The following is a 17,400-nucleotide window of genomic DNA, read 5'->3' as shown; positions in this document are numbered from 1 at the left end:
GGTGCGGTACGCTCTCATACGTCGCGAGGGCCTATAGCTCAGGCGGTTAGAGCGCTTCGCTGATAACGAAGAGGTCCCAGGTTCAAGTCCTGGTAGGCCCACCCAGAACGGACAACCCCCTGACCGGCGGGTCAGGGGGTTGTCCGTTCTCGGAAGCCACAAGGCCGCCACATCCGGGCAAGCTTCCCGGCGTCACGAACGGCCGCGGACTATCCGGCCGAGATCACTGGGAGTGCGTTCAGCAGCTGGCGCACCTTTTCTGCGCGGCTACGGCCGTTGATGAAGTAACTGGGGTAGTGCTTCTTGACGGCATCGATGCTCGGCGCGCCAACCAGAAGGACGTCCACGTTCGAAGGGCCGTGATGGCGACGATCGGTGAACCGCTCTTCCGCTTCGTTCAGCGCTGCGACCGCCATGGTCTGATCGGTGAACTCGCGGATGTCGGTCCGGCCCTCGTTCTTGTGGTTGACGAGGAGGTACCACCGGTTACCTACTGTCACGGTGCGAGCCTCCTTCCTCGTCAAGCCATGCGACCACCTCGGCAGCCGAAGCCTCGAGTGGTGCACGGTCCATCTCCGATTCTGCTACGCCGTCATCCCGTAGGCAGAGATACCGACTTAGTTCACGAAGGTAACGAAGGAGTGGTTCAGGACCTGTCTCGTGCTTGAGGTCGGTACCGAAGGCAGTGTCGAACTGTTCGACGGTGTCGGCCCAGCGCTGCTGACGTTGCGTCCTCAGCTGCACCTCGACCTTGAAGCCGTCTTGGCGGCACCAGAGGTGAAGCGCTCGATAACCCCCAGATTGCTGGCTTGGCGTTGTAATCGCGCACGCGTTCGATCTGCAGTGCACCAGCCAGCTCGAGATGCTCCTTGACCCGCACCACGTGCTGACGTGTCGGGAGAATTGCGCGACAACCGGCAGTGTCTTCCATCTCCGCCAGTCGCGACCGCTCGCGGACGAGCTTGGCGACGATGCTTTCCCATCGCTTCAGTCGCCGGACAACGGGGGAGACAGGCGAACATACCCCTGTCAATGCTGCTTCGAGGGCTGCGCAAGCCCTGGCGAGAGGCATGCTGTGTGCAGAGCGCCACCGCTCTACCAGGACCTCGTCGTGTGCTGCTTGTTCGGCGTCGATCTCCAGCTCGCCGGTTGCGCGCTTGCGGATGCGGCGTCCGGCGGTGTTGAGCTGATTCTTGGAAGGAAGGGACCAGCCGTCGTCCCTGTCATCGGCGCCATGTGTGGAGCCATTGGTTACTTGTACCCGGTAGGTCTCCGGCGCCGGTGCTCGGGGCATCTGCAGATGTTCAGGGAGGACCGTCGGCAGGTTCGACATGGCGCGAGCCCGTGTGCGCAGCACCGAGACAGATGTGTCCGTGAGGTTGGTTTCACGTGAAGCAAACGGGGTTGTTGCCCAACGCCGATCGCGGTACAGGTAGCATCGTGACGGTTGTGAGGCGTTGAGGAGGCATACGGGGATGAAGAAGCTTTTGGCCATCGCAGCCGTGGTGGGTGTCCTGTTCGCGATCAAGCGGAGCCGGGACGCCAAGGCCGACGCTGACCTGTGGCGCGAGGCCACCGCGCCGTCCGGTACCTCCGGCGCGGGCAGCGCTAACGGTTCGACGCCGGCGACCGCGACCCACGGTTCGGCCAGCAAGAACTGACCGACGTCCACGCGGGTCCGCCCGCGTTCCGGGGCCGTAGCTCAATTGGTAGAGCGCTGCTTTTGCAAGGCAGAGGTCAGGGGTTCGATTCCCCTCGGCTCCACTTCGTGACCCGCCGCGTGCGGCGGATCGGATGCACTCCTCGGGCGGCGTGTACCGCGCTGTCTCCTTGACGCCTCATCGAGCCTGCGGCAGCGCCGCTCGACTTGGATTTCTGGCGGCTCTGGCGCTCGGTAGCGACCGTCGACAGCGGGAAATCACCGAGAGTATCCGCGGCCCGTGTCGGCGCGACGAGGCCTTACGTCCCGTTCCTGCGGCCCCTACGGCACGGAGTCCGCCTCTTTCTGCCGTGTGGTGTCGCCCTGAGCGCGATAGCGTCCGGGGGTGACGCCGAAGTGCCGCTTGAAGGCGTGCGAGAAGGCGAACGGCGAGCTGTACCCGACCTGGCGGGCGACAGCTGCCAGCGGCCGGTCCGTGGTGCGCAGGAGTCCCGCAGCGGTCGTCATGCGCCACCAGGTCAGGTACGCCATCGGTGACTGTCCGGTGAGCGCGGTGAACTTTCGCGCCAGGGTGGCGCGGGAGACGCCGACGTGCGCGGCCAGATCCTCCACCCGCCAGGGCGCGTCCGGTTTGTCGTGCAGTGCCGCGAGTGTGGCGGCGACGTAGCGGTTGCGGAGCGCCCGCGGCCATCCGTCGTGGTCGTTGTCGTCCAGCCACGCGCGGATCAGATAGGTCAGCAGCAGGTCGAGCAGGCCGGTGATCACGGCTTCCCGGCCGGGTCGTGCTTCGGCGAGCTCGATGGTGAGCAGTTCGATGGCCGAACTCAGTTGACCATGACGCCGGGCGCGCGCCGGCACGTGGACGACGTCGGGAAGCTCCGCCAGCGCGGGATGCATGCGCGTGTGGTCGAGCCGGTACTTGCCACACAGGAACTCCGTGTCGCCGAGCGGGTCGTCGCTGACGCGTGAATCGAACGGTACGGAGTTGTCCGCGCGCGGGGTGTCGGACAGGACGTGTGCGGTGCCTCGGGGCAACAGCACGATGTCGCCGCTTGCCAGGTAGGTCGGCTCACCGTCGTCCAGGACGAGCCACCCGGTGCCGTGCAGGAGAACGTGGAATCCGGCGCCGTCGTAGCGGTCGAAGCGATAGCACCACGGCGAGTTCACCCGCAGCCGGCTCGACGACGGGCGGCCCGTTCGCATGGCGGCGATGGCGTCGCTCAGCACGTCCACAGCGTCAGCCTATACGAGCTTGAGACGATCGCGTATCAAACTGCGCCATTTCAACATTGGAACGCTCACGCTTTGCTCGTAGGTTGCTTGTGTGGACACAGTGCAGCTCGGTGACGTCGAAGTGACCAAGGTGGTGGAGTGGCAGGGCGAGTTCGGCCGCGCACGGGACGCGATCCCGGACAGTCCGCCGGAGGTGTGGCGGGACAACGCGTCGTGGCTCGACCCCGAGCACTGGAACGCAGAAACCGACGGCTGCCGCGCCGCCGTTCAGACGTGGGTGTTACGCAGCGAGGGCAAGACCATCCTGGTGGACACCGGCATCGGCAACGACCGGGACCGGCCCCAGATGCCGCTGTTCGATCACCTCGGCACTGACTTCCTGGACCGGCTCGCGCGGGCCGGAGTGCAGCCGGACGACGTGGACATCGTGGTCAACACGCATGTCCACTACGACCACGTCGGATGGAACACCCACCTCGTCGACGGCGAGTGGGTTCCGACATTTCCGAACGCCACCTACCTGATCCCCGCCGCCGACCAGGTGTACTTCGACCCACGCAACGAACACCGCCGCCCTGCGCCGGTGAACGAATACGAGCAGCTGCGGCGCAAGGGAAGCCACATCGTCTACGCCGACAGCATCGCCCCGGTGCTGGACCGAGCCGTGCTGTGGGAGGACGACTACCGCATCGACGCAAACCTGAGCCTGGAACCTGCGCCCGGACACACACCCGGCTCGTCAGTCGTTCGCCTGGAATCCGGACGAGACCGGACGGTGTTCGTCGCCGACGTGCTGCACAGTCCGGTGCAGATCCTCGCGCCGCACTGCAACAGCCGCTTCTGTGAGCACCCCGGGCAGGCCGCCGACACCCGCCGACGGGTGCTCGAGCGGGCGGCGGACAACAACGAGCTGGTCATCCCCGCGCACTTCGCGGGGTCCGGCGCGGTGGAGATCCAGCGGGACGGAAGCCGCTTCGCCATCCGCCGGTGGGTGCCATGACGGGAACCGTTCGAACGTCCGCTTTCCCGGCGGCCGGGCACACCAGCGCCCTGCGTCGTCCGGGAAGCCAGGGCGCCGGCACGCGCGGTGACAGCCGTCGTAACAAGACCGCGGATGCAGCGACAATCTGGCGATGAGATCGATCCTGATGGTGCCCGTGCTGCTGCTCGCCCTTGTGCTGGCAGCGTGCACCGCTGGGCAACCTGTGCGGGAATCGGATCCGAGCCGGACGAGTGGTTCGGCCGCGTCGCCGACGACGGCGGCCCCCACGCCAACGACCACCACGACCACCACGAGGACGGCCGCCACCAAGCCGACAACGTCGGCTCGGGCGGTGGTCGAGCAACCATCCAAGGCCCGCCCCACCGAGCAGACCCCGGTTCAGCCCAGATACTCCTGCGAGCCGGGCGCGCCACCCAAGTTCGACGATCCGGTCAACCCGAACATCATCACCAACAGGGACTGCCCGGAGCTCGACGCCGAGAAGGAACGCTCGCACCGCGAGTTCATCAACTGCGAGCCCAGCGGTGGCACCTGGGACATCGACCGGCAACGGTGCGTCTACGGGCAGGACCGGCAGGAGCCCCCGGGGTGATCCAGCCGACGGTGCGATGGTGATTCCGGACCACTCCTGGCAGGGCGGAGCTGGGCCGACTGGGAGGCACGGCGGGGCGCAGGGCGGGCGGGCCGGTAGGTGTGCGAGGTGGGGGTGCGCTGCTTGGTGTGCGGGGCGGGGTCGCGCGGGTCGAGGTCGCGCTGGTCGGGACGCACGGCGGGGCTGGGCCGGTTCGGACCCCGGGCAAAGCCGGGTCGGGGCGCACTCGGGCAGGCCTGGTCCGTGCGCACTCAGGGCAAGGCTGGGCCGCTTCGGCGCGGCCGGGTCACCGGTTCGATCGACGGCCTACCATCGCCATGTGATCCAGCGATCGGCCCTTCATGCCTGACATCGTCGAACGGCTTGTCGAGCGGCTTCGAGCCGCCGGATGTGTCTTCGCCGAGGACGAGGCGCGGATCCTGCTTGACGCGGCACGGCGGCCGGACGAGCTGGAAACCATGGTCGCCCGCCGGGTCGCCGGGGAGCCGCTGGAGCACGTCGTCGGCTGGGCGGAGTTCTGCGGGCTGCGGATCACCGTCGCCCCGGGCGTGTTCGTGCCGCGGCGACGCACCGAGTTCCTGGTCGCGCAGGCGCTCCTGCTGGCACCGGCATCGGCCGTGATCGCCGACCTGTGCTGCGGTTCCGGCGCCATCGGTGTCGCGCTGTCCGCGCGATTGCCGGACGCACAGCTGCACGCCGCGGACATCGACCTCGCCGCGGTGCGGTGCGTCCGGGTCAATGTCGGCGATCGCGGCACGGTGTATCAGGGCGACCTGTTCGATCCGCTGCCCGCTCGGCTACGGCAACGTGTCGACCTGCTGACGGTCAATGTGCCGTATGTGCCCACGGCTGAGCTCGACCTGCTCCCGGTCGAAGCTCGCCGGCACGAGCCACGCGCGGCGCTGGACGGCGGCCACGACGGCCTGGACGTGCTGCGCCGGGTGGCCGGGGAAGCACCGGCTTGGCTCACCGACGGCGGCCACCTGCTGTGCGAAGTCGCCGAGCACCAGGCCACCGCAGCCGTCGCCGTGGTGGCCGCTCATGGCCTGCAGGGTCGCACGGTCACCGACGGGGAAGCGACCGTCCTGATCGCAACACGCTGATCGTCGCCGTCACCGCGATGGCAGGACGGCCTGAGTCTGCGTCACCTGGGCGACCCGCCGCTCCTGCTCGTCGAACAGGTCGGTCTGCGCCACGATCGTCATCTTGCCCACGTGCAGCGGCTTGCTGACGGCGATCACCGCGGAGTCCTTCACGGCGCGGAACAGGTTGGTTTTCGACTCCAGCGTTGCGGTCGACGCGCCTTCCGGCAGGTTCAAGAACGCGCACACGGCGCCAACGGTGTCGGCGAACGCCATCAACGCGCCGCCGTGCAGGATGCCGCCCACGGTGCAGTTTCCGGGATTCCACGGCAGCCGGGCGCGGACCTCGGTGGGTGACGCCTCCGTCAGTTCGATGCCCAGCGCCGCGGCGAACGGCATGGCCGAGACCAGCTGGGCGAGATCGTCAGTGCGCTGGCTCATGAACGCACACTAGACACCCCGTCCGGCTCCGGCCCAGCCCTTTACTTCGTGCCGGTGGCCTCCACCTCCGCCATCAGGTCGCGCACCCGCGCCTGGATGATCTCGTCGGACCAGTGATCGTCCTCCCGCAGCAGGCCGGTCAGTGCGAGGCCGCGCAGGGTGATCAGCAGCGCCTCGAAGGCCGAGCGCACACCGGTGCCGGCCGTGCCGGTGGACCGGCTGAACACCTCCCACAGCTCTTTGCCGATCCGCCGCTCCGACGGGACGAGCGCCGCCCGCAGCCTGGGATCGGTCCTGGCCGCCATCCACAGTTCCAGGCCGGCCAGGAAGTTCGGCCCGGACATCGCCTTGCGCAGCACTTCCACCAACCCGGGTACCGCCTGCTTGCCCGGCGCCATCTGCTCCGCCGCGGCTTTGATCTGCTCCAGGTGCAGCTCGGCGATGTGCCCGATGGCGGCGACGAACAGCTGCTCCTTGGACCCGAAGTGGTGCAGGAGCGCGCCACGGGAGACACCGGCGCGGTCCTGGATGCGCTGCGTCGTCGTGCCCGCGTAGCCGTACTCGACCAGGCAGTCCACGGTGGTGTCGAGCAGGTGTTTCCTCGTCTGATCGCGTTGTTGCTGTCTGGTTGTGGGTGGCACGGACCCAGCCTAAACCTCGGCCGTCATCACCCGATCGAAGACATTGACAGTCCGGACGGTCTGTGAAAATGTGCTGTGCCGTGCGAGGAGTGGATTTGGTGCGACGCGGTGCAGCGCGGCACCGCGACAGGATCGCTGTGGTGGCGGGCGACCGGGCCATGACGTACCGCGAGGTCGACGTCATGGCGAACCGGATCGCGAACGTCCTGCTCGGCATGGGTTACGGGCGTGGCTCACGCGTCGGCTTGCTGCTCAACAACGAGATCTGGTCGATGCCGATCGACTTCGCATGCCTGAAGGCCGGGGTGGCGCGGGTGCCGTTGAACTCCCGGCTGGCGCAGGCCGAACATGCGAAGATGCTGGCCGAGACCGGCGTCCGGCTGCTCATTCACGGTGCGGACCTGACCGAGCGGGCACTCGCACTCGCCGAGGAGCTCGACGGGCTGACCCTGCTCGGTCTCGGCGAACCGCAACGGGCGGGCGACCGCAACCTGTTCGCCGAGGCCGACCGGGCGCAACCCACCGATCCGCAGGTTCCGGTGGAACCCGACGACGTGATGCTCGTGCTCTACACCTCGGGCACCACCGGCACGCTCAAGGCCGCTCAGCACACGCAGGCCAGCTGGGCCGCGATCGCGCGCAACATCCTCACCAACCTCATCTCGCCGGGCCGTGGCGACGCGATGGTGCACGCCGCGTCGCTCATCCACGCGAGCGGAACGTTCGTGCTGCCGTTCTGGCTGGCCGGTGGCCGGTCCATCATCCTGCCCGGTTTCGACCCGGAGCAGTTCGTGGCGACCATCGAACGGGAGCGGGCCACCGCGATCAACCTGGTGCCCACCATGCTCGGCATGCTGCTGGCCAGCGGTGTGGTCGAGCGTGCCGACACCAGCAGCCTGGACACCATCATCTACGGCGCCAGCCCGATGCCACGGCCGCTGCTCGAGCAGGGCATGGCGACGTTCGGCAACAAGTTCGTCCAGTACTACGGGCAGACCGAGGCGCCGCTGTGCCAGACGGTGCTGACCAAGGACGATCACGCCGAGGGCGGCGACCTGCTCGGCTCGTGCGGATACCCGTCGGTCGACGCGGAGATCATGATCACCGACGACGACGGCAACCCGGTCGAGCAGGGCGAGATCGGCGAGATCCGCGTCCGCGCCCCGTTCACCATGGCCGGCTACTTCAACGCCGACGAGCTCAACGCGCAGACCATCACCCCGGACGGCTGGATCCGTACCCGGGACATGGCGCGCGCCGACGACCGCGGCTACCTCTACTTGGTCGACCGGGCCAGCGACATGATCATCACCGGCGGATACAACGTCTATCCCCGGGAAGTCGAAGACGCTTTGCTGGCCCATCCCGCGGTGGCCGAATGCGCCGTGGTCGGCGCACCCGACCCGAAGTGGGTGGAAGCGGTCACCGCGTTCGTGGTGTTCCGTCCCGGCGCCTCGGCGTCCACCGAGGAACTGCGCGATTTCGTGCGTGGCCCGCTGGCCGGCTACAAGGTGCCGAAGCAGGTCCACGTGGTCGATGCCATTCCCAAGTCGCCGGTCGGAAAGGTCTTGCGCCGCAAACTGCGCGATCCATTGTGGGAAAGGTGACAGGTCGATGACGAATCGCGATTCCGCAAAGAAGCGGACTCGGTCACTGGTGCGCCGAATGGCGACCGGGGTGACGCTGGCCGCCGCATTGTGCATGTCGATGGCGTCGCCGGCCGTGGCCGAACCGGCGGCACAAAACGACACAGCGAACGTGGAGTGCCGCGACGTGCGCGTACCGGTGACGTTCATCGGCGGCTCGGGCCACATCGCGGGTACGTTGTGCGTGCCGCAGGGGGCCAAGACCGTCCAGCTGCTGGTGCACGGCTACAGCTACGCGCGCTACTACTGGGATTTCCCGTATCAGCCGGAGACCTACTCGTACGTGCGCCGCGCCAACGAGGCCGGGTACGCCACGCTGGCGATCGACCGGATCGGCGACGGCGAATCGACCCATCCACCAGGGGCGACGCTGACCTGGGACACCGCGGCCCGTACCGTGCAGCAGGTCGTCACGGCGCTGCGTGACGGCAGCCTTGGCCGGTCGTTCGACAAGGTCGTCCTGGTCGGCCACAGCTACGGTTCGGTGACCAGCTACCTGGTGGCGGGCCGCTACCACGACGTGGACGCGATGATCGTCACGGGCATCGCGCACCGGGTGAACCTCGCGGACCTCACCGCACGGCTGATCGCGCAGTCACCGCCTGCGGTGCTCGACCCGAAGTTCGCCAAGTCCGGCTACGACCCGCTCTACGTCACGACCAGGAAGGGCGCGCGCAGCCTGTTCTACAACACCGACAACGCCGACCCGAAAGTCGTCGAAATCGACGAGGAATTGAAGCAGACCGCCGGGGTGCTGGAAATTCCGACCGCCGCGGTGTACCTGCTGAACGACGTGTCGAAAACGACGAACATTCCGGTGCTGACCGTCAACGGGGACGCGGACACGTTCTTCTGCGGGCCGCTGGCTGCCGATTGTTCGTCGGACGAGGCCTTGGCTGCGTTCGAGCGCCCGTTCTACGGGCCGAACGCGAAGGTCGAGGCGATGGTGATCCCCAACGGGGGCCACGACATCAACCTGGAGCTGACGGCGCCGCAGGCGTACGACCGCATGATCGAGTTCGCCGACAAGTACGTCGGTGCCTGATCGGTCGCCGATCACTGCGACATCGCCCATCCGACGGGCCGATCACTTCGACATCGCCCATCCGACGGACCGGGCCCGGCGCATCGCCGGCCGTGCCATGGCGCATCGGCCGACGAGCCGGGTCCGGTCTTCCGTGTGCCAGGCTTGCTCGTGACGCACGGCCGGGCCGGAGGTCGCCGAGGGCACCCGACCGGTGAGAGAGGAACGCATGACACAGCAGTACGAGTCGATCCGCGTCGAGAAGCGCGACCGCGTGACAACCGTCGTGCTCAGCCGCCCGGAACGGCGCAACGCGGTGGACGGACCGATGGCCCGCGAACTGGCGAGTGCCTTCCGCGCGTTCGACGCCGACGAGGAGTCCGACGTCGCGGTGCTGTGGGGCGAAGGCGGTACGTTCTGCGCGGGCGCCGATCTGAAGGCGATCGGCACCGACCGGGGCAACGAGGTGTCGCACAGCGGCGACGGCCCGATGGGCCCGACCAGGATGATGCTGCGCAAGCCGGTCATCGCCGCGGTGGAAGGTTATGCCGTGGCGGGCGGCCTGGAGCTGGCGCTGTGGTGCGACTTGCGGGTGGCGGCATCCGACGCCACGTTCGGTGTCTTCTGCCGCCGGTGGGGTGTCCCACTGGTGGACGGGGGCACGGTGCGCCTGCCCCGGCTGATCGGCATGAGCCGGGCCATGGACATGATCCTCACCGGCCGTCCGGTGGACGCGCAGGAAGCGCTGTCGTTCGGCTTGGTCAACCAAGTGGTGGACCCGGGCGCTGCGCGGGAGGAAGCGGAAGCGCTCGCTCGCCGGCTGACCTCGTTCCCGCAGACCTGCATGCGCAACGACCGCTGGTCCGCCTATCAGCAGGCCGGAATGTCGGAGGAGCAGGCGCTGCGGTTCGAGACGAGCATCGGGCTGGAGTCGCTGCGCTCCGACGCCGTCGCGGGTGCGGCCAGGTTCTCCGCCGGGGAGGGCCGCCACGGGAGCTTCGGCTGAGCGTTCACGAGCCGGCTTCGCCGGCACCCGCGGCGGGCGATCACCTCCGCCACCGGTACCGGACCGCTCTCCGGAGGTCGGACGGCCGCTGGGCCCGGCGGGGTCGGGCGTTCAGGCGAGCAGGCCGGCTTCGTGCAGGGCCCGCACATGGCTGCTGATCTGCGGACCGAGCGCGCGCAGCGCGTCCATGTCGCCCGACACCAGCGGCCCGGTCACCATGGCGCTGGTTGCTGCCACGACCATCTGACATGCGAGGCGCCCCTGTGCGGTCTGTACGCCGAACACCTCGGCGATCGCGTCGACGAACCAGGTCTGCTGCGCCAGCCGCGCCTCGATGGCTTCCCGCCCCGCGGCGTGCACTTCGACCAAGAACAGCCGCGCGAACGTCGCGTGCGTGGCCAGCGCATCCAGGTAGGCCTCGAAGAGGGCCGAGAATCGCTCCACCGGATCATCGGCTGCCCGGCCGGCTTCCGCACGTGCCGAGATGTGGCTGATCAACAGCTCGCCCGCGCGCCGGAACGCCGCCATGAAGCAGTCCTGCTTCGAGCGGAACATCCGGTAGAACGTCTCCCGGGACACCCCGGCCTGCTTGACGATGTCCTCGACGACCGTGCGCGCGTAGCCCTTCTCGGACATGGCGGACGCGGCGGCCAGCAGCAGGCGATCCCGCTGTGACCGCTCCACTTCCTCGCGCGACAAGCCGTGCCTGCCGTGCGGGAGGCGCCCGGGGATGGACGTCGACATGTCGTCACCGTATGGCAGGAGCGGGCCGGGTGATCACCCGGGCTCACCCGGCGGCGACGACCGCGGCCCAGCCCGCCCTGGCGTCCGGGTAGCGCGGCGACCACGACGCGGTCTGCCGGAAACGCCGGTTGCTGACGCGCTGCGAGCGGGTGAGGGCCGCCGTGTTGCGCCCACCGAGCGACGTCAGCCGTCCCGGGCCGCGCAGCCACGGGCGACGGCCCACCGCGGCGGCGATGGCGTCGGTGAACTCCCGAGCCGTCAGCGGCTCGTCGTCGCACACGTTGTAGGTGCCCGACGGAACGTCCAGCGCCGCCACGACCGCGGACGCGGCATCCTCCAGGTGAATCGCCGGCTGGTAGGCCCCCGGCCTGCCCAGCTGCACGCCGAACCGCTTGCGGGCGAAGCTGAGCATTTCGTCGCTGTGGCTGGAGCCCGGCCCGTAGAACAGCCCGAAGCGCAGGACGACACCGGCCCCGTGCTGCTCACCGAACTCGCGCGTGTTGCGCTCGGCCACCAGGTTCGCTTCCAGGATGGGGAAGACGTCCGGCTCGACGGTCTCGTCGATCCATTCGTCACCGCGATCCGGGTACAGGAACACCACGGATTCCTGAATCAGCCTTCCGACACCGGCGGACCGCGCGGCCTCGGCCACGGCCGTCGACCCTTCGGTGCGGATGCGGTCGTTGGCCCGCCAGGCGCGCCGGAACGCATAGCGCGCCGTCGAGGGGATCGCGGTGGCGAGGTTGATCACCGCGTCGTGGCCCGCGAACGCCGCCGCCAGGGCTTCGGCGTCGAACAACGACACCTGCACCGGCGTGGCGCCCTGCCGCTGCAGGCCGTCGGCCTTCTCCGGGCTGCGGGCAAGGGCGCTGACCTCGTGTCCGGCCTCGACGAGTTTCGGCACCAGGTGCCTGCCGATCGCCCCGGTGCCGCCGGTGAGGAAGACCTTCATGCGATGACCACCTCGTCGTGTTCGCTTGACGTGACTCGGCCCCGACTCTCGGCGCCGGACCCGTGCCAGGGCAAGTGACCCGGGTCGCTTTCGATCAACGGTCGCTCTGCATCGACGAGCGGATCTCGTGATCACACTTCCCGGTCAACCCGCCGCTCCGCACGTTTTCAACGTCCGGCCCCCGAGGGCAGTATCCGGCGCTGTGAGTGGCCAGGCACGGCGTTCTGCGGAGAGCAGCGGCGGGTTGACCCGCGTGCTCGTCCGTGCATGTGCCGTGCTCGGTGGCACGATCGCCGGAACCGCGGTCGCCTGGGCGCTCGCCTCCGGAACCGCATCGGCCGAGGACGACCGGGTCGTCGAGCCGTCGATGCCCGTGACCGACGCGGTGCACGTGGTCGAACACGGCGGTGACCGGCTCACCGAAGCGGCGGACCGGGTAGCCCCGCGGCTGTCCGGCGCCGACCAGGTCGTCACCGAGGTGGCCGCCCCGCATCAGGTGGGGGTTCCGGCCGTCCAACCGGCCGAGGCGATGGCGATCGAGTCACTGGTACCCGACCGGTTTCCGCTGCCGGATACCGTCCAGTGGTCCGCCGATCACAGCCGCGACGTGAGCGAGCTGGGGGCGGACCGGGCAGGCACTCACCGTGCCGACAGCGACCGTGCCGAGGTCGCTGACCCGACGCGGCAGGCGGACGACACGGCAACGTCCGGCACGAAGCTGCAATCCGCACCCGGCACCGATGTCCCGGAAGACCGGACGGGTGAGCAGGCAGTGCACCACCCGGAGTCCGTTCCGGCTGTGCCGTCTTCGCCGGTCACGTCGTGCCCGGCGGCCGCCACGTGCGGCGGCTCGGCCGGACACCTGTCGATGCTCGCTTTCGTCGGCACGATTCCCGCGGCCACGACGTACCACGGTGACCACGTCCTGGTGGTGACGAACACGCCACACGGCCGCACTGTCAGCACGGGCGATCAGCCCGGCACTTCCCCCGACTAGCACCAGCCAAGGCCCGCGGTCCCTCGCTCGGGCATGTCGGCGCATGCCGGCGCCCTGGCGGGTACGCGGGCCTTGCTTGTGCCCTTTTCCAGCAATTCGACCGGAACAAGCGAAGGAGAACCATGCAGCAGAGGACCCGTCGCGGCATCCAGGCCGCGGTCGTCACCGGTGGCCTGTGGATGATGGGGGCCGGTTTCGCCGCGGCCGATCACGGCATCGTGCCGACCGACGGCGTGCTACCGCCCGTCGACACCACGGTGCCCGCGGCCGTCGATCCCACCACACTTGATCTTGAGCAACCCGCGTTGATCGACAGCGAGGACACGAACGTGGCAGCAACACTTCCGCGCGAGCTCTCCGACGGCGGGCGGCCCGAGGGGCTCGGGGAAGCGGTCCGGGGAACCGAACCGCTGGGCGTTCCGGCGCAGGGTCGCGCGCATCCCGAGCTGGAGCAGGTGCCTGCGCGGCTCGGTGCGGCGGTGCAGCAGGCCGTTCCCGGCAGCGGCGAGCGGGCGGCGAAGCGTCCGGCGGACCACGTCATCCCGTTCGTCGGGCCGCTCGACGACCTGCTGGCGGCCGACGAGGTGGCGGAGCCGGAGGACTTCGACCCGTTCGCGCTGAACCCATCCGACTACTTGCTGCCCGCAACCGGGGTGCCGGCGTTGCCCGTCGACGGCGTCGTCGCGCCGCCGTCGGTGCGGTCGGACATCCCGGCGGCCGACCTCGTGGAAGACACCGTCCTGCTGCCCGCCGTGGGGCAGCTCGACCTGGCTGGGCCTGCCGTTCTGCCCGCGGCCGACCTGCCGGAGGCCGACGTTCCGGAGTTGCCCGGCGCCGACCTGCCGGAGCTTCCCGAGGCCGAACTTCCCGAGTTTCCCGAAGCCGAACTGCCCGACCTGCCCGGCGCCGAGCTGCCGACCATGGAGTACCCGGGCCTGACCGACGCGCTGGCCGCGCTGGAGCAGGGCATGCCCGCCCGGGCGGAGCGTGACCTGCCGACGACGCAGTTCCACGTTCCGGAACTGACCGAGGCCACGTCCAACAAGCACGTCCAGATCCCGCTGGACCGTGAACTGCAGACGGACAAGCTCGGCCGCACCCGGTCGAATGCGGAAGCGTTCCGCGGCACGTCGACGGACCCGGTGGAGCCGTCCCAGGTCGGTTCGATGAGCGGTTACCTGCCGCTGGACGAGCTGTACGGTGCCGAGGAAGCGATCGACGAACTGCCGACGACCGGCGTCGGCGCGCACCGGCCCGACACGGCCGGACTCGTTAGCGTCGCTACCGGTCAGCGGATCATTTGACGGTAGCGCACGCAGTCAACGGCGACATGGAAACCCCGAGCATCGGCGCTGCTCGGGCGTGCATTACCGTGTGGCGCATCTTGATCACCCCCAGTACTTAGGTGAAAGGCAGTACCCGTGACGACTTTGAAGTCTGCCCTGCTGGACTCGTCCACTCGTCCTTCCGTGGTGTCCGACCTGAACCAGCTGGTCGACACCGAAGTTGACAAGAAGGGCATTGCCATCAAGAGCAGCTACGGGCTGGTCAAGAAGATCAAGCCGGGCATCATCGAGGCAGCGATCGACTCGCTGCTGGACGACTTCGTCGAGCGGCTGGAGCCGTTCTACGCCGAGTACGCCCAGTCGGGTGGCGGGTCGTTCGGCGAGTACTTGGCTGGCCGCGCCGACGAGGTGTCCGACGCGATGCTGTCGGTGACCGACGCGCGCGCGGAGAAGTCGCAGCGCGAGACGATCAAGAAGGTGTACAACAAGCTGCGCCCGCAGGGGAAGAAGAACGTGGAGGAGGCCCTTCCCGCGCTGGGTACGGTGATCGAGAAGTACACCAGCTGACCCGAGCCTCAGCACGGAAACGGCCCGCCGAGCACGCGCTCGACGGGCCGTTTTCCTGTACCTGGCCTCGCTCCGGGTGATCGCCCTGCGCCGGTTCGTCCGGCGGCTCCACTCCTCCGGCGACCAGCCCTGCCCAGCGCCGGTCAGGCGGTGCCGGACGTGTCGTCCTTCGCGGAGTGCTTGCCCGAGCTGGACTTGGACTTCGCCGACTGCGTGCCGCCCGACGAGTCGGCGTTCTTGCCGGAGCCGCCGGCATCCGCTTGCGACTCCGCGGTCGGCGGGGCGTCCTCGGCGGCGGATGCGGCCTTGCCGGTGTCCGCCGTCCCGCTGGACGCCGTGCCGCTCGTGCCGGACTTGCCGGAGGCACCGGAACTCGGCTCACCCGACGGGTTCGCCGTGGTCGGCTTCGGCGCGGGCGGAGGTGGCGGTGTGGCCGCCGACTGCTGCTCCTGCTTGGACCGCATCGCGTACGCCACGGCGCCGACGATCAGCCCGAGGCCGATCAGCTTCGGCAAGCGCCGCTTCTTCTTTTTCTGCACCGGCGCCGCCGCGCGCTCCGCGGCCTTGGTCTGCTTGCCCGCGGCCTTCGCCGCGCTCTTGGCCTTCTTCGACGCCTGCGCGGCCGACCGGAACTCCTCGGCGGCCTGACGGATGGTGTCCCGTGCCTCCTTCTTGGCCGCCTTGCGGGCCTTCCGGTCGGCCTCCAGCTTGCTCAGCTGCTCCCTGGTCTGCATGACCGTGTTGCGGAACTCCTCCCGACGACGAGCCACCTCCTGCTTGGCCGCTTTGCGGCTCGCCTTGGCGCCGCGGGCGATGTCCTTGCGCGCCCGTTTGGCCGTCTTCTCCGCCTTCTTGCGGGCGCGGCGGGACTGTTTGGCCACCTCCTCGGCGCCGCTGCTGAGCGTGTCGGCCAGTTTCTCTGCGGCCGTCGTCATGGCCTTCACCTCGTATTCGGATAGCTCGACGGTGCAAGGGATCTTGTCAACAGGTCTGTCACCCATCCTGCCCCTTGCCGCTGTTCTTCGCTCGTGATGGCACGATGTATCGGGTGACTGACAGTAGAAGTACCCCAACCCGTGCGACCTTGCACACCAACTTCGGGGACATCCGGCTGACCCTGTGGCCGGAACTGGCCCCGCAGACGGTGGCGAACTTCGTCGGCCTGGCGCAGGGCACCAAGGAGTACACCCGGCCGAACGCCAAGGGATCGGTGTCCGGGCCGTTCTACGACGGCTGCATCTTCCACCGGGTCATCGACGGTTTCATGATCCAGGGCGGGGACCCGACCGGCACCGGACGGGGTGGCCCCGGGTACCAGTTCCCGGACGAGATCCACGAGAAGAACAGCTACGACCGGCCGTACCTGATCGGTATGGCCAACGCGGGCCCGAACACCAACGGCTCGCAGTTCTTCATCACGCTCGGCCCCCAGCCGCACCTGAACGACCTCCACACGATCTTCGGTGAGGTGTCCGACGCGGAGTCGCGCGAAGTGGTGGACAAGATCGGCGCGGTGCCCACCCGGCCGCCCGCCGACCGGCCCATCGAAGACGTGGTGATCGAGCGAGTGACGGTGGGTTGACGGCCCGCCATGTGGGGTGAGTGGTGACCGAACCGCAACCCGGAAGTCCCCAGGCCGCGCCTGCGACCTGCTGGTGGCACCCGGACCGGCCCACCGGGCTGCGCTGCGTGCGGTGTGAGCGATCCGCCTGCCCGGACTGCCTGCGCGAGGCGGCCGTCGGTTATCAGTGCATCGACTGCGTGGCGGCGGCCCGCCGGGAGGAGAAGGCCCGCGCGGCGCTGACCCGCAGCCGGGGCTTCGGCCCGCGCACGGTGGCCGGCGCGCGGGTGACCGACCGCGTGGTGATCACGCCGCTGCTGATCGCCCTCAACGGGCTGGTCTACGTCGCCACCGCGGCCGAGGCCGGCGACGTGATGAACAACCAGTCGTCCGGTCTGTTCCTCGAGGGTGCGCTGTGGCCGCCGCTGATCGCCGCCGGGGAGTGGTGGCGGATGATCACCTCGGCGTTCCTGCACATCGGCCCGTTCCACCTGCTGATGAACATGGTGGCGCTGTGGTTTCTGGGCAGGGACCTCGAGCAGCTGCTCGGCAAGGCCAGGTTCGTCGCGCTGTACGTGGTGTCGCTGCTGGGCGGGAGCGTCGCGGTGTACCTGTTCGAGGACATCCGGCAGTGGACCGCGGGCGCTTCCGGGGCCATCTACGGGCTGCTCGGCGCGATCCTGGTCGCGGCGATCCGGTTGCGGCTGGATCTGACCTTCATCGTGGTGATCATCGGGATCAACCTGGTGATCAGCTTCCGGGTGCAGGGCATCTCCTGGCTCGGCCATCTGGGCGGGTTCGCGGTCGGCGTGCTGGTGACCATTGCGTTGGTCTACGCCCCGGCGAAGGTCCGCACTCCGGTTCAGGTCGGCACCGTCGTGGCGGTGACGGTGGCGCTGGTCGTCTTGTTCCTGGTGCGGGACGCGCAGCTGGCTGCGCAGCTCGCGCCGTTGCTCTGAGGCCCG

The 17,400-nt window shown here is 68.9% G+C and carries 20 protein-coding genes and 2 tRNA genes; 14 read left to right on the top strand and 8 right to left on the bottom strand.

Going from position 1 to position 17,400, the window contains the following annotated elements:
* Positions 1–27: 27 nt before the first annotated feature.
* Positions 28–101, top strand: a tRNA-Ile gene (locus tag YWY_RS0109410).
* Positions 102–209: 108 nt separating this feature from the next.
* On the opposite strand, the gene YWY_RS0109405 is transcribed toward YWY_RS0109410, so the two are convergent.
* Both YWY_RS0109405 and YWY_RS25020 read right to left on the bottom strand, forming a co-directional pair.
* Entirely contained in the window at positions 210–500 is a 291-nt protein-coding gene (locus YWY_RS0109405) for a hypothetical protein (RefSeq protein ID WP_028847414.1), read from the bottom strand.
* 146 nt (positions 501–646) lie between these two features.
* Positions 647–1,072: a hypothetical protein gene (locus YWY_RS25020; RefSeq protein ID WP_425426123.1), complete on the bottom strand. Its 426-nt coding sequence runs from the start codon at positions 1,070–1,072 to the stop codon at positions 647–649.
* Between the two features lie 403 nt (positions 1,073–1,475).
* Between YWY_RS25020 and YWY_RS0109400 the strand changes: the two genes are divergently transcribed.
* Positions 1,476–1,661 carry a DLW-39 family protein gene (locus YWY_RS0109400; RefSeq protein ID WP_028847413.1) on the top strand — a complete coding sequence of 62 codons (186 nt, stop codon included), beginning with the start codon at positions 1,476–1,478 and terminating at the stop codon, positions 1,659–1,661.
* A 30-nt stretch (positions 1,662–1,691) separates the two neighbouring features.
* Positions 1,692–1,764 (top strand) — tRNA-Ala (locus tag YWY_RS0109395).
* Positions 1,765–1,981: 217 nt separating this feature from the next.
* Here the strand turns inward: YWY_RS0109395 and YWY_RS21125 are convergent.
* The gene (locus YWY_RS21125; protein ID WP_051310100.1) at positions 1,982–2,893 is read right to left on the bottom strand and encodes an AraC family transcriptional regulator; all 912 of its coding nucleotides are present in this window, start codon (positions 2,891–2,893) and stop codon (positions 1,982–1,984) included.
* A 91-nt stretch (positions 2,894–2,984) separates the two neighbouring features.
* Here YWY_RS21125 and YWY_RS0109385 point away from each other — a divergent pair, with 91 nt between their 5' ends.
* The 3 genes from YWY_RS0109385 (at position 2,985) to YWY_RS0109375 (ending at position 5,591) form a co-directional block, all read left to right on the top strand.
* Positions 2,985–3,893 carry an MBL fold metallo-hydrolase gene (locus YWY_RS0109385; protein ID WP_038044904.1) on the top strand — a complete coding sequence of 303 codons (909 nt, stop codon included), beginning with the start codon at positions 2,985–2,987 and terminating at the stop codon, positions 3,891–3,893.
* A 334-nt stretch (positions 3,894–4,227) separates the two neighbouring features.
* Positions 4,228–4,488, top strand: coding sequence for a hypothetical protein (locus YWY_RS24050; RefSeq protein ID WP_156899171.1), 261 nt, complete (start codon positions 4,228–4,230; stop codon positions 4,486–4,488).
* Positions 4,489–4,829: 341 nt separating this feature from the next.
* Positions 4,830–5,591 (top strand): putative protein N(5)-glutamine methyltransferase, encoded by a 762-nt coding sequence (locus YWY_RS0109375; RefSeq protein ID WP_028847410.1) that lies wholly within the window; start codon positions 4,830–4,832, stop codon positions 5,589–5,591.
* A gap of 9 nt (positions 5,592–5,600) precedes the next feature.
* On the opposite strand, the gene YWY_RS0109370 is transcribed toward YWY_RS0109375, so the two are convergent.
* Both YWY_RS0109370 and YWY_RS21120 read right to left on the bottom strand, forming a co-directional pair.
* Positions 5,601–6,011, bottom strand: a complete 411-nt coding sequence (locus tag YWY_RS0109370; RefSeq protein WP_028847409.1) for a PaaI family thioesterase — start codon at positions 6,009–6,011, stop codon at positions 5,601–5,603.
* 41 nt (positions 6,012–6,052) lie between these two features.
* Complete coding sequence (locus tag YWY_RS21120; protein WP_038044903.1) at positions 6,053–6,652, bottom strand: TetR/AcrR family transcriptional regulator; 600 nt, start codon at positions 6,650–6,652, stop codon at positions 6,053–6,055.
* A gap of 98 nt (positions 6,653–6,750) precedes the next feature.
* Here YWY_RS21120 and YWY_RS0109360 point away from each other — a divergent pair, with 98 nt between their 5' ends.
* The 3 genes from YWY_RS0109360 to YWY_RS0109350 all read left to right on the top strand — a co-directional run bounded on the left by YWY_RS0109360 (position 6,751) and on the right by YWY_RS0109350 (position 10,328).
* The gene (locus YWY_RS0109360; protein WP_211227514.1) at positions 6,751–8,259 is read left to right on the top strand and encodes a class I adenylate-forming enzyme family protein; all 1,509 of its coding nucleotides are present in this window, start codon (positions 6,751–6,753) and stop codon (positions 8,257–8,259) included.
* Between the two features lie 7 nt (positions 8,260–8,266).
* On the top strand, positions 8,267–9,343 hold the full coding sequence (locus tag YWY_RS21115) for an alpha/beta hydrolase (RefSeq protein ID WP_169725234.1): 1,077 nt from the start codon (positions 8,267–8,269) through the stop codon (positions 9,341–9,343).
* A gap of 208 nt (positions 9,344–9,551) precedes the next feature.
* Entirely contained in the window at positions 9,552–10,328 is a 777-nt protein-coding gene (locus tag YWY_RS0109350; RefSeq protein ID WP_028847407.1) for a crotonase/enoyl-CoA hydratase family protein, read from the top strand.
* A 111-nt stretch (positions 10,329–10,439) separates the two neighbouring features.
* Here YWY_RS0109350 and YWY_RS0109345 read toward each other — a convergent pair whose 3' ends face one another.
* Both YWY_RS0109345 and YWY_RS0109340 read right to left on the bottom strand, forming a co-directional pair.
* Positions 10,440–11,072 carry a TetR/AcrR family transcriptional regulator gene (locus YWY_RS0109345; protein ID WP_028847406.1) on the bottom strand — a complete coding sequence of 211 codons (633 nt, stop codon included), beginning with the start codon at positions 11,070–11,072 and terminating at the stop codon, positions 10,440–10,442.
* Between the two features lie 43 nt (positions 11,073–11,115).
* The gene (locus YWY_RS0109340; RefSeq protein WP_028847405.1) at positions 11,116–12,024 is read right to left on the bottom strand and encodes an NAD-dependent epimerase/dehydratase family protein; all 909 of its coding nucleotides are present in this window, start codon (positions 12,022–12,024) and stop codon (positions 11,116–11,118) included.
* 202 nt (positions 12,025–12,226) lie between these two features.
* On the opposite strand from YWY_RS0109340, the gene YWY_RS0109335 reads away from it, so the two are divergent.
* The 3 genes from YWY_RS0109335 to YWY_RS0109325 all read left to right on the top strand — a co-directional run bounded on the left by YWY_RS0109335 (position 12,227) and on the right by YWY_RS0109325 (position 14,874).
* Positions 12,227–13,021, top strand: coding sequence for a hypothetical protein (locus tag YWY_RS0109335; protein ID WP_156899169.1), 795 nt, complete (start codon positions 12,227–12,229; stop codon positions 13,019–13,021).
* 122 nt (positions 13,022–13,143) lie between these two features.
* On the top strand, positions 13,144–14,325 hold the full coding sequence (locus tag YWY_RS0109330) for a hypothetical protein (RefSeq protein ID WP_028847403.1): 1,182 nt from the start codon (positions 13,144–13,146) through the stop codon (positions 14,323–14,325).
* Between the two features lie 117 nt (positions 14,326–14,442).
* Positions 14,443–14,874: a DUF6918 family protein gene (locus tag YWY_RS0109325; protein ID WP_028847402.1), complete on the top strand. Its 432-nt coding sequence runs from the start codon at positions 14,443–14,445 to the stop codon at positions 14,872–14,874.
* 143 nt (positions 14,875–15,017) lie between these two features.
* On the opposite strand, the gene YWY_RS0109320 is transcribed toward YWY_RS0109325, so the two are convergent.
* A complete protein-coding gene (locus YWY_RS0109320; RefSeq protein WP_156899168.1) occupies positions 15,018–15,809 on the bottom strand; it encodes a hypothetical protein in 792 nt (263 codons plus the stop codon).
* A 104-nt stretch (positions 15,810–15,913) separates the two neighbouring features.
* Between YWY_RS0109320 and YWY_RS0109315 the strand changes: the two genes are divergently transcribed.
* Positions 15,914–16,456, top strand: a complete 543-nt coding sequence (locus YWY_RS0109315) for a peptidylprolyl isomerase (RefSeq protein WP_028847400.1) — start codon at positions 15,914–15,916, stop codon at positions 16,454–16,456.
* A 23-nt stretch (positions 16,457–16,479) separates the two neighbouring features.
* A complete protein-coding gene (locus tag YWY_RS0109310) occupies positions 16,480–17,394 on the top strand; it encodes a rhomboid family intramembrane serine protease (RefSeq protein WP_245566615.1) in 915 nt (304 codons plus the stop codon).
* Positions 17,395–17,400 lie beyond the last annotated feature (6 nt).

It is taken from the genome of Thermocrispum agreste DSM 44070 (assembly GCF_000427905.1).
In the GTDB taxonomy this organism is placed as follows: Bacteria; Actinomycetota; Actinomycetes; order Mycobacteriales; family Pseudonocardiaceae; genus Thermocrispum; species Thermocrispum agreste.
The sequence above is the reverse complement of the archived record's forward strand: the minus strand, read 5'-3'. Positions and strand labels throughout refer to the sequence as shown.